Below are 14813 nucleotides of genomic sequence, written 5' to 3' on the forward strand. Positions count from 1 at the left end.
GCTGGTGGGCTCCGGGTCCAGCTCGATGCTGGTGGGCTCCGGGTCCAGCTCGATGCTGGTGGGCTCCGGGTCCAGCTCGATGCTGGTGGGCTCCGGGTCCAGCTCGATGCTGGTGGGCTCCGGGTCCAGCTCGATGCTGGTGGGCTCCGGGTCCAGCTCGATGCTGGTGGGCTCCGGGTCCAGCTCGATGCTGGTGGGCTCCGGGTCCAGCTCGATGCTGGTGGGCTCCGGGTCCAGCTCGATGCTGGTGGGCTCCGGGTCCAGCTCGATGCTGGTGGGCTCCGGGTCCAGCTCGATGCTGGTGGGCTCCGGGTCGAGGTCGAAGTCGAGTGTGACGCTCGTCGGATCGGCTGGGCGCGGCGGGTTCGGGGTGTCCTCGAGCACGATGTCGGTGACCGCGAACGCCGCAGGATTTCCGATGTCGATGTCGACGAGGAGTCGCGCGCGGACTTCGTCGGATTCGCCGAACAGGTCTCCTGCCTCGATCGAGAGGATCACGTCCGCACGCCCTGTGACGATGTCACCGTCCGGCGCATCGAACTCGAAGTCGGACTCGAAGTCGTAGCCGTAGATCGAGAGATCCCCTCCGATCTGAGGAACGTCGAACTGCACCCAGTCCGGCGGACCGTAGTCGCCGCCGTAGATCAGCACGTCGTCCATCGGCTCGCCGACCAGCTCGTCAAGCGCCTCCGTCGCTACGCGGACCAGCTCGGCACGGCGAGATGCGTCGAACGCGTACCCGCGGAGCAGAGACGCCAGCTCATGCGCCTCGTCCTCAGGCGGTGTCGATGCGGCTCGCGCTTCGGCGGCCCGCGCCTCGGCTTCGGCGGCCGCCGCTCGGACCTGATCGATGACATTTGCGAGCTTCTCGACCAGCACGACTCGATCGCGCGCGATGCCCCGTGCGTCCAGGTCCTCGAGCAGGTGCCGATGCAGCGTCTTCGGAACGTCGTCGTCGATGAATCCCTTGTCCTCCGACACGAAGAACAGCGTGTCCGCCGTCTCGGTCTGGTCCTCTCTTAAGACGTCCAGGACGGTCTCCCAGATCACGGCGTCGCGGAACCCGTAGGACGCATTGCCGCCGGCGGTCTCCATGAACGGGCGTCGCGCCGCGAGATCGCGATCCAGAAGCTTCCGGGTTCGGTCCTCGGGGACGGACGCCACGCTCACGCCGCTCAGGGCGAGCAGCCTGTCGCGCGCGGCAGCCGTCTTCGCGCCGAACCGGTCGAACGCCTCGTCGATCGTGGAGGCGTTGATGTCAACGCTGACGTCACTCAACGCCGTCTTGGCCTTGTCACGCTTGGACTTGAGCGACTTGCGTTCCTGTCGGTTGAGCTCGTCGACGACGACCTGCGGCAGCACCACACGGCACTTGCCCGCCCTCACGAGCTCGAGGAGGTTCCACCCCGCGGCCGTCGTCATCCAGTCGTGCCCGAAGAGCGCGTTCGTGTCCGGGACGACAGTGAGCACGACGCCATCATGCCGGAGAATCCTCGTCCGGCCTTCCGGCGCAGAAACTGCGATGGTGAGGCCGATCCGTCAGCAGCGCTGGGAGCCGCCGTTGCCGTTGGAGGTCCAGCAGCCACCGCCGCCGGAGCCGACACCAAAGCTGCCACTGTTCGACAGCGGAGCTGGCTTCGAGGGCGTCGAAGACCCACCCCCGGAGCTCGAGCTCGAACCGCCGCCGGAGTAGGACGAGCCGCCCGAGTACGAGCCGGAGCTCTGCCGCGCGGCAGCAGCGACCTGTGCCGCAGCAGCCTGGCGGGCAGCTTCGGCTGCGGCCTTGGCAGCGGCTTCCTCCTCGGCCTTCTTCTTCGCGGCAGCCGCGGCCTCGGCCTTCTTCTGCGCGTCGATGCGGGCGTTCTCGTCCTTCTGGAAGGTGGCGAAGTCTCCCGCCAGCGCAGCGACCTTAGCGTCGAGCTCCGCGGCGGCACTCTTGGACACCTTCGCCTGCTTGGTGATCTTCGCCGCAGTGTCACGGTCCGTACACGACTTCGGAGTTTTGACTGCCGAGAGCGCGCTCTCGGAGTCGGTGGCGCCTACACCCCAACGTGCGACGCCGACGTGATCCGGGTCGTGCCTCGCGACCCCTCGCGAGCGAGCGACACCGTTCCCTCTTGACGTAATGCAACCCTGGCTCGACGTGTCTTCCTCGAAGAATGCGACCGAAAGTCTGCACCGCAGCTCATCATGGCCGCAACGCTGAGCATGCCGGGTATCGGCACGGCCGAGGCAGGGGCCGCCGTCCTCGCCTCGATCGTCGGTGCGGGCCGCTTGCCCGGCATCGCGGATGCCGACAAGGAGTACTGGGCGAACGCGCTTCCCGAACGGCTCTACAGGCCAGCACGCAAGCTCGGCTGGGAAGCCAGTACCGAATACCGCATCGACAACCTCGGCCCCGCCGGCGGTCACGCCGGCCTCATCTTCGTCGAAGGTGGCAGCTACTGCCCCGCAATGCCGAGCAAGTACAAGTCCGCCAGCAAGGACGTTCTGGAAGGCAAGATCGACAAGGCGACCTACAACGTCCGCATCGACGCGCGGGAAGACTACGCGGCGCGTCCGAATGCGCGACCCGACGAGCAGGGCCGCGTTCCGATGATGTGCCCTGCATCCGGCGACAGCCCCACGATCATCTGGCGATACTTGTCGCGCCTGGAGGCGAGCGCGCGCGCCTCGCGCGTTTCGAAAAAGCAACGACAAGTGCCGCGCATCCCAGCACGAGCCCGACGACAACAAAGAAGCCCACCGAAATTCTCGGTGGGCTTCTTTGTTGTGAACAGTTCTTAAGACGATTACTAACTCGCCCCTTCGGTGGGCTGTCTTAAGAACTCTCCGAAGCCTGTAGCGGTGCGGAGTCCGACAGGGCAATCAAGCGGCCTATCCTTCAGCAAGACATCGTCTATCCTCTGGCTTGACTGGCCTGAGACGCAACTGACCCCTGACCTGGGCATTCCCTGCCTGCCTCCTTCATTCTCATCGACCCGCCGATGGACGTCGACCATGCCCGACACTTCGCGCGCGAGGGCAGCGATGAGAGCAGTCAGCTTCTGGGCGCGGCGCTGGGAGAGGTCACGCCAGCGCACTCCCAGCAGTGCAACATACTTCCCATACGCCATCGCTCAACGATCCGCGAAGATGACGATGTCACACGTTCTCGCTAACGTGCGCCTCGTGACCACGTCGACGTTCGCATTCGATCACGCTGTGCAGTTGGCCGCCTTCCAGACCCAGGGCGATGACCGGTTCCTTTGGGGCCTCGACAGGAGCATCGGCGCAGCGTTCTACCTCGAAGAAGACCAGGCACACGCGCAGCACCAGTACGTCAACGACCACGTCGTCTGCCCTGTAGCCGGATGCGCGGCGAAGCTCACGACGGTCCACAGCACCGTCAAGCGCGATCATCTGCGGCACCTCGGCAGCACCGGCGGCCATAGCCTCGAGTCACTCTTCCATTCCCAGGGGTGCGCACTCATTCAGGCGTGGCTGGCGACAAAGTACCCGCTCTGCCATGTCAAGCGCGAGGAGTACACCAGCCCCGAAGGCGAGAGCCGCGCAGACGTGCTGATCACCCATCCGTCGCGGCTCCGTGTTGCGTTCGAGGTGCAGTACTCGCCGCTCACCCAGGACGCCTGGACAGAGCGACACCGCCGCTACGAGGCCAGAGAGGTCCGAGACGTGTGGCTCTTCGGCCACACCACGAACCACCTGAAGCTCGACGATGACGGACACCTGAAGACGAACCCTGCACTCGCGGCTGTGGCTGCTACCGGTGCACCGCTGTTATTCATCAACCCGACCACCGAGCAACTGGCGATCGCCGTCGCGCGCCGCGGAGTGTTCTCGGCCGAGCTCGGCGGCTACATCCCAGGAGAGCGCGTGCCAGTCCTCGGTGGTGCAGACGGCAGTTCCTTAGAAATGCAGGACCTGACCTCGTTCCGACTCGGCGACCCGCAGCGGGAGCCTGCTCTGACGTCCGACCGGATCAACGAGCTGATCCGGAACGCGATCGCCCTCGATGCGCACAACGACGAGCAGCGCCGTCTTTACGCCCGGCAGCAGGAGCTCGCCCGCGAGCGTGCCGAAGCCCAGCAGGCCACGAGGGAGGACCGGCTCCGCAAGGCGAAGGAGCGCCGCGAGCAGCAGGCTGACGAGATTCGCGCTGCGCTGGACACGATGGCCCGCTGGGGCAGCGAGCACCCTGCGATGCCGCTGATCGCTGCGTTCGTCGAGGGTCGCGCGCAGCGAGACCTTGGGATGCCCGACAACCTGGAGCAGTGGAAGTGCGTCGCGTACTTCTTCCACATCGCCATCAAGGAGCAGGAGACCTTCACCACCAAGACGGTCGCAGACACGCTCTACAAGCACCGCATCCGCCTCGGCGCCGGTATGTACAAGACGATCGGGAGATGGCTCCATGCCCTCGTCGACGCGGACTTCCTCTTCGAGGGCCGCGGCGACGATGGGTTCCCCGTGTACAAGCCCACCTACGCCGGCGCGTGGTGGTGACCTTCAGCTCTGCGAGAGCCGCCACGCTGCGGCCTCGGCTGCCATCGCCTTCCGCGCGACCTTCAGCCGCACGAGCTTGTTCGGGTTCTTGTCGAGGTTGATCACGGGCGTGAAGTAGCGGATCAGCTCGGTCTCGACGTCGGCGAGCTTGACCTGCATCCTGGCGGGCACCGCCCAGACCGGCAGCGTCAGCCGCTCGTGCATCCAGGTGGTGAGCCGCGCGTCTCCGTCGCCTGCCAGCGAGTAGGCGCTGAAGTACCCCCGGATTCTCGAGGTTCCTCGGCACACCCTGCAGGTCGAGGCTCTTTCGAAGCAGCGCCGCGAATGACCTACGCACGGTCGACCCGCCAGTTCGTGCTGTGCTCCCGGGCAACGCGGCGAAGTGATCCTTCAAATCCCCTGACACGAAGCTCTCCTCGGCCTTGCCGATGTAGAGCGGGCGGTCCGGCGCGCTGCGGGCCTCTGCGTCGTCGTGAAGGCCCAGCTCTCGGTGTGCCTGGTCGTCGCCATAGATCGCGTAGAGGTCCGGTCTCGCTGACATGTACGCCGGTGCATCCGTGAGCGACCAGCGGGCGCCGGTTAGCACTGTGACGGCGTGTGTGGCGAGGTCAGACAGCGTCACGAGGATCTTCGAGATCTGTCTCGAAGTCGAGCTGCACGCTCGACGAATCAGCCGGTCGCCGCGGGCTGGGGCTGTCCTCGAGGACGATGTACGTGACCTCGGAACCATCGGGGTCCTCGATGTGGAAGTCGACGGTGAGTTGCGCTCGGACCTCGTCGGATTCGCCGGACAGGTCCCCAGCCTCGATCGAGAGGACCACGTCCGCGTGTGACGGTGTCGCCGTCCGGCGCGCCGAGCTCGAAGTCGTATCCGTAGATGGAGAGGTCCCCTCCGATCTCGGGACGCTCGAATTGCACCCAGTCCGGCAGCCCGTAGTCGCCGCCGTAGGCCAGTTATTCGTCCATCGGCTGACCAACCAGCTCGTCGAGAGCTTCTGTAGCCACACGGACCAGCTCGGCTCGACGAGAAGCGTCGAACGCCTACCCGCGAAGCAAAGACGCCAATCCATGTGCCTTGTCATCAGGTGGCGTCGAAGCGGCTAGCGCCTCGGCTGCCCGTGCCTCGACTTCGGCGACCGCCGCACGGACGTCTTCGACGACGTTCGCGACTTTCTCGACCAGTATCAGGCGATCTCGGGCGATGCCTCGTGCGTCGAGATCCTTGGGTTGGTGGCAATGCAACTCCTTCGGAGCGTCGTCTCGATGAACCACTTGTCCGCGGACGCGAAGAAGACCGGGTCCACGGTCTCGTCCTCGGCCTCGTCCTCTTCCATCACGTCCAGGACGATCTCCCAGATCACGGCGTCGCGGAAGCCGTAGGGCTTCTTGCCGCCAAGGGTCTCCATGAACGCGGAGGTTGGGCTCCGTGTCGGCATCCCCGACCCGAGCGTCTTCGCACGCGCTTTCCGCCGCGCAGCGGGGCAAACACCTTCGGACTTCCGCGGCCACGACCGGTAAGTGCGCTTCCGGCCCCTGACATTGAGTCGACCGGCTTGCGGGCGGCCGGATGGCGAGTTGCGTGAAGAGAAGAAACCCTGCGACGTGTCGGGAGCTCCTGTCATAATCAAGCCCACTATGGGGACCAAACTGACTTACGACGACGCTGCCGAAACCATCCGGCAGGTCCATGAGCGCAAGGCGAGTCAGACCAACGGCGACGGCCCGTGGACGACCGTCTACGATTGGCAGGACTCGGGCAGTGGCACCATCGCGCGCTTTGCGGCCTTTGCAGCGCCAAGCTACCGCGATCGCGCCAAGCAGAGCGCCGGCTGGGACATGACGGTCGGCGGTGGATTCCCGGGCTTCTCGCAGGGGCACCGAGATGGCCAGTGGGTCACGACCTACCACCGCAACAGCGACGGCCCTGAACTCGAACCACTTGTCCTCGTGCAAGAGATGCACGGCGTTGTCGCCGATGCGTACCTCATATCCGAGGAGTTCCGGCTCCTCATGAACCTGTGGGAAGACAGGACCACCGGCAACTACTACCGCATCGCCGACGATGGGTCCAAAGAACTCGCGATCGAGTTCTCCGACGCTCGGATTCGCATGCGAACGCCGATACTGCGGCGCTACCAGGCCGCCCGACAGCTTGATCTCCTTCTGTTCTCGGACAGCCGCGTCTTCGTCAATGCCGACGAAGGCTCTGAAGCTTTCAAGGAGCTGAACGAATCAGACCATGTGGAAAAGGATTCTGTCGTCTTCATGAGCGTGGGGGACATGGGCCTCGGCGAGAAGCAGGTGTTCTCCCGGCTACTGGTCAAGCGCTTTCTTCCGCCCCCTCCGCAGGATCTGAGCGGCATCTGGCCGTGGGATCAAGGAGACGAGGAGTACCCGGAGTTCATCATCGGTGAGGACCAGAACGGCCGCCCGATCAAGTACACGTGTGAGCAGGACAAGCTCGCCAATTACTTCGGCGCGAACCCGGACGCGCCCCACTACCTGACGCCCGTTTTCTTCAAGCCCGAAGTGCTTAGGCGCTACTACGACGACCCAAACCTGTACTCGATCAGCGACGGTCGACTCAGTTGCGGACATCTGTGGGGTGTGCAGATCGACAACGGCAACCCGGATGCGGTCATGGTGTTCCTTGGCGACATTGGTCGTGATATCCCCAGCAGCCACAGGGATCACTGGCGTGCGTACAACATCCCGCCGGTCACGAACATGAGCGAGTCCACGTTCCGCCGATCGTTCCTCGCCCAGTTCGCAGACACGGAGAACCCGGAGCATCTCTTCAAGAACGCTTACCTGGCCATTCAACGCGCATGGATGGAGAACTGGGGCTGGGGGCTGTACCGCGAGGCGCAGGGCAGTGATGCGGGTCTTATTCAGCGTGTCCGGATTCCGCTGAATGACACCGACACCGAGTTCGAAGCGCAGCTGCTAGCCCTCGCGAAGCTGCTCGTGGACATGCTCAATGAGGCAGACATCACAGCTGGCCTGCCTCCGGTCAAGGATGAGAAAGGCATCTCCAAGCTGAAGCGCTTCCTCGAGATGCACCACTATGAACACGTGGACCGCGACATCGCGTTGCTCCGTCGAATCCAAAACCTCCGCTCTCGGATTGCCGCGCACACATCGGGGTCAAATGGCCAAGCATTCCTCGCCCAGGAGTTGGACGGGCTGAGTAAGGCGGAGTTCATCGAGAAACTAATGCGAGAAGCGACACAGATGTTCGCGGACTTCTCGACGCTATCGAGCGAGTAGGGCCGTTTGGCGCGTGCGCCTGGTCGCCACCTGGGACCTAGGTTCGGGAGCTCTCGACGACCACTTCGCGGCGGTCCACCCCTACCTCCTCCCGCGCATTAGGAGACGAGCATGTCGACGTGGGCTTGCAGGCCTGCAACTGCGGGGTCGAACGGCTTAATCTCACCCTGTGCTCGACTGACGAGCACGGCTCCCTCGGCAGCGGAGATGAGCAAGATCGCTGTGCCGCGCCCGAGGGACTCAGGGACGCCCCCCTCCACGAGCAAAGTGCTCAACGTCTCCGCCCACATTCGGAACACCTGCGCGGCCGCACCACGCAGGTCCGTCGAATCAGTAGCCAACGTCACCGCCGCGGCCGCGCAGCCGATCCTGACAGCGTAAGCAGCTGCCCCCTCCGAAGCGAAGATGCGCAAGCTCGATGAGGTGAACCCGAAGGAGGACGGGTACCCGATCGGCGACGAACTCCCCGAGATCTGCCGCCAGCACTCCGTGCTCTTCACGCAGGACGACATGCCTCCAGTTCAGCAAGCGCTGCGCTACAAGTCGAAGGAATGGCGCAACTTCCACGGCTACGCCCGCAACCTCTCCAAGGGCGGGAACTCCATGGCGAAGAGCACCAAGTACGGCAGCCTCCACGACGATTCCAGCCGCCAAGTCTGAGGCTTCGCTGCCGCCCAGATCTTCATGACGGCCTAACCTTTGAGGCTGCCCGCGGGCCTAACGACGGCCCCGCGATCAGGCATTTCTCACCCTCGGGCTCTTCGTTGCGTAGCGAGGTTCAGGATCGGCTGCAAGCCGTTAGGTTGAAGCTGAACCACAAGGAGCCATCGCTTCTAGGATGAGTCCGGACGGATCCGGCCTGCTGAGGGCGCGATCGACAGGTGCGCGGGCGGGAGAAACATGGCTGACTGGAGACCCCTCTCCCTCGCGTCATCGCTCTACTCCCCGCCATCGCTCACAACACCAGCGCCAGTGATGGGGAAGCTTGACGAGCTGCCCTTCACCTCCCTCACTTGGGAGAACTTTGAGCGGCTCCAACTCCGGATGATGCGAGATGTCGAGGGACTGCGAGACGCTCAGCTCTACGGCGACCGCGGTCAGGCCCAGCTCGGACTCGACATCGTGGCCCTAGCGCCGGACGGAGACGGCGTCGCACTCCAGAGCAAGGACTACAAGCGCTTCAACAAGTCGCATCTGACGGCTGCGATCAAGAAGTTCCGTGACACGAAGCGCCCCTTCGAGGTCGAGCGCCTAATCCTCGGCGTCGCGTGTGCGGTCAAGAGCACCGGTGCAGTCGAGGAGTTGGCAGTACAGCGCAAGGCGCTGTACCCGATCGTCCTTGACCTGTGGGATGCGCAGGAGCTCTCCACACTGTTGCGTAATCGTCCCGAGATCGTGATCGAGTACTTCGGTCTACCCACCGCCGAGGCATTCTGCCTGCCGTTCGAAGTTGGCCTCGCGCATGTGCCGTCCGCGGACGCGGCGGCTGTCCGTGAGGCGATCGCTCGCACACCAGAAGTATCAACCGGCGCACAGGTCCTCTTCGACAAGGCGGCCGCCACGACCGTCCCTGCTGACGCGCTCACCCTCGTCGAGGCGGGCCAGTCGACTCTCCGGAGCGCGGGCTTCGGTCCCCACGCCTCGACGCACGACAAGGAGCGCGTCCGTCTTCTGGCGGTTGCGGGACGAGCTGATGAGGCAGCGCGTCAGATCCTCGACGACTTCTGGGTGGCGTTGGACCAGGGTCTGTCAACGACCGCCCAAATGACCCGATCTCGACTCGACGAACTCCCGTGCTCGGCGGACGCCGACGAGACCGTGGCTCGCTATCGCCGGGTGCTCGAGACGGCCATCAACCTCTACCAGAACCCGCTCGGTCACGTTCCAGAAGTTGCAAGCCTGCGGACGGGAGATCCCTTCGATCAGGCTCGTCTGGTCCTGTTGGCAGGCGAGACTGCGCTCGCTGGTGATCAGTCGGAGTGGCTGACGAAAGCCGTGCCCTCGTTCTTGGAGTACTCGTTACTTCCCGCGGTCGATGAGTCTCGGCGCGTGCGGCTCCGCATCCTTCTCGCAGAGTCAACCGGTGAGTGGACGGAGCTTCTCGACGACGCACGAAAGCTGAAGCTGGGGTACGGCTTGTCCGGCCTCGTCACTGCACGCCATGCGCGAAGTCTCGCCTTGCACCAGAAGTTCCGCGAGGCTGATCTCGCGTGGGACGAGGCATCCGGTGCCGCCTCGTTGGCCTCGCAGTGGGGTGAGGCATCGACTTGGATCTTCAGCCGACGCGCCTTCCGTTCGCGCTGGAATCCATTCACCAGCAATGAGCTACTTCCCCTGCAGACGGCAGTGCGGGAGATGGGTAGTTCCAGGCCGCTTCTTCCAACCTCGAGCGACGCGTACGTAGACGCGCTGGCCGCACTGAGTGAGGGGAACCTGCGATCGGCCTCCATCTCCGCACAGCGAGCACTACGCGACGCCATCACCACAAGCGACTGGGTGGGCGAGGACCGCGCTAGGAGAGCGCTCGCGTCAATCCTCATCGAGTCGGACGAGCCCGCTCTCGCCGCCCACCACCTCGCCCGAGTTGGGGCTACCAAACAGGTCGAGGCTCTTGGAAAGTCCCTGACCTCTGACTTCATCGACATCACTCCGGACCTCGACGCTCCAAACTATTGGACGGTCGGCGCAGCCTATCGACTCCTGGGGACGCAGGCAGACCTCGTGCCAGACGATCAAGTCGATCTCATCGCCACGCGCATCACAGCCGAGCTCGATGCCGCGGAGAAGGGCACCTATCCTGACCTGCGCTGGTTTGCTACGTCGCGATACAACAACGCCATCAAGGCACTAGCTGGAATCGCCGGACGCCTCGATTTGACCGCCGCGGACGCCGTCCTCACGCACTTCGTCGCACAGCCCACCGTCGAAGAGAACCACTACCGGTATCACGATGACGATGAGGCCCTCACGGTCGCGAGGATCGCGCTCACCCATCCGAGCCTGGCGTCGCGTGCCATCGCACACCTCGTGCCCCTCCTTGCACGTGCGCAGGGAGGCCGGAGCCAGACTGCCCGGGAAGCGATCGCCGCACACGCGACACTCGCGCACGACAAACTCGCCGAACTCGCCGAGGAGGGCAACAGCTGGGCTCAGGAGACTCTGGCGCTGGACGATCCAAAAGCCACAGACAGCACCGTTGCCGCCAACGCACTGGCACGACTCACCACGCCACTCACATACGAGACCGGCGTCTACAGCGTTGGCACGGGCGCGGTCAGAGACTCACTGCTCATCAGCCACCTCGACGCAGGATCACTCGACACGGCCGTCACAGAGCTTCTCGTCCGAGCAGATCATCCTCATCTCAGCTCCAGCGACCGGGGCGATTACCTGGTAGCCGCGAGCAATCTCGCCCCTCATCTCGACGAGGCGCAACGCTCCAAGCACTTCCCTACCGCGCTGCGACTCGCCGTCTCTCCCACACCATCAGAGCACGACGAGATGAATCAGCAGTTCACCCACAAGCTCGGCGGCCTCCGCATGAATGGCATGCCGCAACACAGCCGTGGGCAAGCACTAGCGCTCGCAGCCACGCTCGCTTCGACTGACGCCGAGCGCAAAGAGGTGCGGCGCGTTGTGTACTCGCTGTTGGGCGAGGACGCGGACTACTGGCCAACGATCGCGCTCCAACGACTCGGCGACACCGTCGACGACGATCTGACATTCCTCGCGGTGCAAGGCTGGGCGATCCGCAGTTTCGTCGCATTGCGGTGGTCGGAACATGGCAAGCCGGAGCACTTAGGCCCAAGGCTTGCGAGAGACCCTGATGCGCGCGTTAGGCGGGCTCTCGCCCGAGCGCTCGCTCAGCAGCCCGACGGCATCCATGCCGAAGTCGAGGATTTGCTCGCGGCCGACCCCGCATACAGCGTTCGAACCGCGCTCAGGGCTCCTGCACCCTAACGTTGGCAGCAGTCTCAACCAACGAGTTCATCGCCCCTCGAATCGGCGTAGGACGCGGGGACCTACTGGCATGAGCGTGTCGCAGTGGACGAATGGCCGTTGAGCTAGCAACTCCGCTAAACATGCGGCGCGACCAGAAACTCAGAGCGGAAGATCCACGGACTCCGCCGCGCGTACTTCCGGTCCATTGGCTGGAGCGTTGTTCGTCACCGAGAACAGCGCGACTTGCACCTTGCGCCGTTTGGCACTTGCAGCGACAAACATGTCTTGTTCCGAGGCCACCTCCATCTTCACGTCGTAATGAGTGGTGGAAGCGGCCCGTGCATCTCTGACGCACGTATCTCGCCACTCTGAGCTCGTCGCAACCACGCCGGACTCCCGCGTCCGCCACAACATCACGAAGTTCGAGACCCTGTGATCCGTCGTCGCTGGTAACTCGACTGCCAGCTTCCTCGAATCGTCACGCAGCTTGGTTGGCGAGTACGCACCGAATTCGACCCGTGCTTCCTCGTTACGCTTCGCGTTGAACAGGCATACGTCCACCGATCGAGGCCGGCCCCGCTCACCTGTCAGAAAAGTCCGTTCCCAAACAGCCTCTGAGCCGTGCGCGGCGAAACTCACGGCCCCCAGGCGCATGAAGCCATCGACCACAGACACCTCGTACGAATCATGCTTGCCGGCGCTCCTGAGGGCTTCAGTCAGGAGTGTGGCTCCTGCCTTCCGGCGCGCCGTCGCCGACACGGAGTCCTGCACCCAGCGTTCGACGCTCGCCAGCGCGACCGCCGCTTCCATGAGCATCACCAGCTCGTTCAGGTTCCCCCGGGCGGCCTCCGTCGGCCGCCCCGATCCCTGCCGATACTTGACGATACGCATCCGCTCTCCCCTAGAAGACATCCACTACCTACCGCAGGCCGGTCGGCTGGCACTCACGATATCTATATAGTCCACGCCAGCACACTCGAGCACGTCGGCATCGTCGTCGCCACACATACTTGATGCTTGGAAGCGAGGAAGGCCTCGACCGGTTGACGTTCTCCGACCACGTTGCCCGGGTCAGACACTGTCGTCGACATCGATTCGACCGGCCGAGATCGCCCCGGTTCGCTCGAAAATACCGGAGCCCTTCGCGACCTTCGTCCCCGTGATACAGCCGAGGCGAGCAATCGCGATCACATCGCGCCGGAACGCCTCCGTCATCAGCACGTCCTTCCTGCGAGGTCGATGTGCTCGCAGTTTGGGAATCAACCGAACAGCCAGCGGTCCCCCGATTGTGTCAGGCGGACAGTCGCTTGCAGGCGAACTCCCCAATCTGGTCCTCGATGAGGAACTCGTCGCCAGCCATGTCCGCGTACACGGACGCGATGCCTTCCGGTTCGCCCGCGGCGCGGAAGCGGATGCGGTCAGAGTCTGTATGAATCAGATAGGCGCTGCACTCGCACGAAGTCATGAATGCGTAGAACCGCCCCTGGTGCGCTTCTCGCAGTAGGGCCGCGGGGTAGTAGATGTCGTGCTTGCGGCACAGCGCAGGGACTTTGATTGCGCCGTTCTCGAAGGCGCTCTGCGGGAGGTGAGCTGCGTGAGACCAGGGTCGCAGTCGCACCTCCCCACCCGTTGCGCGCAACGTCCCCCCATCCGCGAGAGCGAGCACAGACTTCTCCGTGCACGTCTGCCCCGCTGGCCACATCACCGACGTCTCCGATGGCCACAGCGCTGGCAACCCCAGCTCCGTCTTCGTGTCCGCCTGAAGACCTGGAGTAGTGAACCGCACGCCGTGCAGGAGGAGCGCTCCGACGACGATCGTCATCGCGTAGCCCTGGGGCAGCGACGGCTCGGGGAGACCTGGGATGCGAACCGTCAGCGGGGTGACGCGTACAGCCGAGAACCCCTTGATTCCCTCGAATCGGCCGACCCAGAACTGGCTGAAATCCAGCGGTTGCACCAGCTCGCGGCGCTCGTAGAGTGCCCTGTACTCCGACGGGGCGAGCCCGTAGCCATTTTCCCGCTGCTCCCTGCTGGAGAGGAGCATCGCGGTCAGCGCGGTCTTCTGCACCCACGTTGCGATCGCCGCCTGGTCTTGCGGCGCGATCGTCCCGGGCTCGTCGAGGATCAACGGGGTCAGCACTCGCTGCGCGACCTTTTCGAGGTTGCTCATCCACCCGTTGTTACAAGAGGCGCAGAAGCTCTTCACTGTCTGCCGGAATGGGGGCTGCTCCCCCATGTCGCGCGGCAGAGCATTCAACGGGCCCGCGTGATGACGCATGGGAGCGAGATCCAAGCCAGTGCTGCTCACCCACTGACCGAAAACGTGCTCGCGGGTCAGGGGACCCACCGACCCGCAGAAAGCACAGGATTCAGGCATGCACCCATTCTCCGGCACGGGTGCCGCTCCTCGACCTGCAAGAGGCGTGATCGCTCTGAGGCGACGGGACGACGAGGGATCAGGTGGGTCATCGCCGGCATCGGGATCGAGCGCTGTGACGATCGACGGTGGACTGCTCCGTGGGCGTCGGCACGCGAGTTCGCGTGGTGTGAGGAGTTCTTCGAGCAGATGCGGGCGGCGACCGGAACCGGCAACGACACCACCGCGACGCTGGCCGACTACGCGGCCTCGATCGGTGAGAGGTGGCAGCGTGGCCTCAGCCGCACATGGGACTGCTCTTCTCGGCCTTGCCGATGTACAGCGGGAGGTCCTTCGATGCAGACGAGCGCGCCTCAGCGACGAGATCCAGGTCCTGGTGCGCCTGCTCGTCTCCATAGATCGTCTAGAGGCCTGGTCGCGGTTCGACGTGCGCCGGCGCATCGGTGATGCTCCAGCGAGTGTTGGTGCTGGTCAGCGCTGAGACTGCCTCCGCGGCGAGATCAGAGAGCGTCACAATAGATCAGGACTCGTTGTCGCCTGGCTCGTCTGGATTGCGGCGCCGGATCGTGTCTCGAAGTCGCCCCACAGCCGGTTTAACCTTTTCGTTCCACACCGGGCGACCGTACTTGACCGCCACGACGACGACGCCGCCGACGACGAGCCCGACGAGGACGAGCGCGCCTGCGACCTCCCTTGACGCGCGATCGGCACTCCGTTC

At 64.4% G+C, this 14813-nt stretch carries 15 protein-coding genes; 6 read left to right on the top strand and 9 right to left on the bottom strand.

Annotation, left to right across the window (positions count from 1 at the left end; all coding sequences use genetic code 11):
* Positions 1–1470 (bottom strand): PIN domain-containing protein (locus SOM35_RS17265; protein WP_320516329.1); only part of this gene is annotated, 1470 nt, incomplete at its 3' end.
* Between the two features lie 69 nt (positions 1471–1539).
* Positions 1540–1944, bottom strand: a complete 405-nt coding sequence (locus tag SOM35_RS17270) for a hypothetical protein (protein ID WP_307361008.1) — start codon at positions 1942–1944, stop codon at positions 1540–1542.
* A 246-nt stretch (positions 1945–2190) separates the two neighbouring features.
* Between SOM35_RS17270 and SOM35_RS17275 the strand changes: the two genes are divergently transcribed.
* A complete protein-coding gene (locus SOM35_RS17275; protein WP_320516330.1) occupies positions 2191–2787 on the top strand; it encodes a hypothetical protein in 597 nt (198 codons plus the stop codon).
* Between the two features lie 384 nt (positions 2788–3171).
* Positions 3172–4506, top strand: coding sequence for a competence protein CoiA family protein (locus SOM35_RS17280; RefSeq protein WP_320516331.1), 1335 nt, complete (start codon positions 3172–3174; stop codon positions 4504–4506).
* Between the two features lie 3 nt (positions 4507–4509).
* Here the strand turns inward: SOM35_RS17280 and SOM35_RS17285 are convergent, their stop codons facing one another.
* Positions 4510–4794 carry a GIY-YIG nuclease family protein gene (locus SOM35_RS17285; RefSeq protein ID WP_341850144.1) on the bottom strand — a complete coding sequence of 95 codons (285 nt, stop codon included), beginning with the start codon at positions 4792–4794 and terminating at the stop codon, positions 4510–4512.
* A 269-nt stretch (positions 4795–5063) separates the two neighbouring features.
* Here SOM35_RS17285 and SOM35_RS17290 point away from each other — a divergent pair, with 269 nt between their 5' ends.
* Complete coding sequence (locus SOM35_RS17290; RefSeq protein ID WP_320516333.1) at positions 5064–5339, top strand: hypothetical protein; 276 nt, start codon at positions 5064–5066, stop codon at positions 5337–5339.
* 351 nt (positions 5340–5690) lie between these two features.
* Here SOM35_RS17290 and SOM35_RS17295 read toward each other — a convergent pair whose 3' ends face one another.
* On the bottom strand, positions 5691–5912 hold the full coding sequence (locus SOM35_RS17295; RefSeq protein ID WP_320516334.1) for a hypothetical protein: 222 nt from the start codon (positions 5910–5912) through the stop codon (positions 5691–5693).
* Between the two features lie 229 nt (positions 5913–6141).
* Here SOM35_RS17295 and SOM35_RS17300 point away from each other — a divergent pair, with 229 nt between their 5' ends.
* Positions 6142–7776 (top strand): hypothetical protein, encoded by a 1635-nt coding sequence (locus SOM35_RS17300; protein WP_320516335.1) that lies wholly within the window; start codon positions 6142–6144, stop codon positions 7774–7776.
* A gap of 98 nt (positions 7777–7874) precedes the next feature.
* On the opposite strand, the gene SOM35_RS17430 is transcribed toward SOM35_RS17300, so the two are convergent.
* Positions 7875–8288 (bottom strand): LmrA/YxaF family transcription factor, encoded by a 414-nt coding sequence (locus SOM35_RS17430; protein WP_414648599.1) that lies wholly within the window; start codon positions 8286–8288, stop codon positions 7875–7877.
* Here SOM35_RS17430 and SOM35_RS17305 point away from each other — a divergent pair.
* Together SOM35_RS17305 and SOM35_RS17310 are read left to right on the top strand one after the other, a co-directional pair.
* Positions 8182–8436 carry a hypothetical protein gene (locus SOM35_RS17305; protein WP_320516336.1) on the top strand — a complete coding sequence of 85 codons (255 nt, stop codon included), beginning with the start codon at positions 8182–8184 and terminating at the stop codon, positions 8434–8436. The genes SOM35_RS17430 and SOM35_RS17305 overlap by 107 nt on opposite strands.
* Positions 8437–8751: 315 nt before the next feature.
* Positions 8752–11736: a hypothetical protein gene (locus tag SOM35_RS17310; protein ID WP_320516337.1), complete on the top strand. Its 2985-nt coding sequence runs from the start codon at positions 8752–8754 to the stop codon at positions 11734–11736.
* 141 nt (positions 11737–11877) lie between these two features.
* On the opposite strand, the gene SOM35_RS17315 is transcribed toward SOM35_RS17310, so the two are convergent.
* From SOM35_RS17315 to SOM35_RS17330, 4 genes are all read right to left on the bottom strand, one after another.
* Entirely contained in the window at positions 11878–12609 is a 732-nt protein-coding gene (locus SOM35_RS17315; protein ID WP_320516338.1) for a hypothetical protein, read from the bottom strand.
* Positions 12610–12789: 180 nt separating this feature from the next.
* Complete coding sequence (locus SOM35_RS17320; protein ID WP_320516339.1) at positions 12790–12933, bottom strand: hypothetical protein; 144 nt, start codon at positions 12931–12933, stop codon at positions 12790–12792.
* Positions 12934–13009: 76 nt separating this feature from the next.
* Positions 13010–13888: a hypothetical protein gene (locus tag SOM35_RS17325; RefSeq protein ID WP_320516340.1), complete on the bottom strand. Its 879-nt coding sequence runs from the start codon at positions 13886–13888 to the stop codon at positions 13010–13012.
* Between the two features lie 727 nt (positions 13889–14615).
* Positions 14616–14813: hypothetical protein (locus SOM35_RS17330; RefSeq protein WP_320516341.1), on the bottom strand; the 198-nt coding region annotated here is incomplete at its 5' end.

The organism is Curtobacterium sp. CFBP9011 (assembly GCF_034045095.1).
Taxonomy (GTDB): domain Bacteria; phylum Actinomycetota; class Actinomycetes; order Actinomycetales; family Microbacteriaceae; genus Curtobacterium.

Coding starts and splice junctions, on each gene's coding strand:
- SOM35_RS17275 (WP_320516330.1), top strand. CDS start 2,191: ATGGCCGCAACGCTGAGCATGCCGGGTATCGGCACGGCCGAGGCAGGG.
- SOM35_RS17300 (WP_320516335.1), top strand. CDS start 6,142: ATGGGGACCAAACTGACTTACGACGACGCTGCCGAAACCATCCGGCAG.
- SOM35_RS17325 (WP_320516340.1), bottom strand. CDS start 13,888: ATGAGCAACCTCGAAAAGGTCGCGCAGCGAGTGCTGACCCCGTTGATC.
- SOM35_RS17315 (WP_320516338.1), bottom strand. CDS start 12,609: ATGCGTATCGTCAAGTATCGGCAGGGATCGGGGCGGCCGACGGAGGCC.
- SOM35_RS17310 (WP_320516337.1), top strand. CDS start 8,752: ATGGGGAAGCTTGACGAGCTGCCCTTCACCTCCCTCACTTGGGAGAAC.
- SOM35_RS17320 (WP_320516339.1), bottom strand. CDS start 12,933: ATGACGGAGGCGTTCCGGCGCGATGTGATCGCGATTGCTCGCCTCGGC.
- SOM35_RS17430 (WP_414648599.1), bottom strand. CDS start 8,288: ATGTCGTCCTGCGTGAAGAGCACGGAGTGCTGGCGGCAGATCTCGGGG.
- SOM35_RS17305 (WP_320516336.1), top strand. CDS start 8,182: ATGCGCAAGCTCGATGAGGTGAACCCGAAGGAGGACGGGTACCCGATC.
- SOM35_RS17295 (WP_320516334.1), bottom strand. CDS start 5,912: ATGGAGACCCTTGGCGGCAAGAAGCCCTACGGCTTCCGCGACGCCGTG.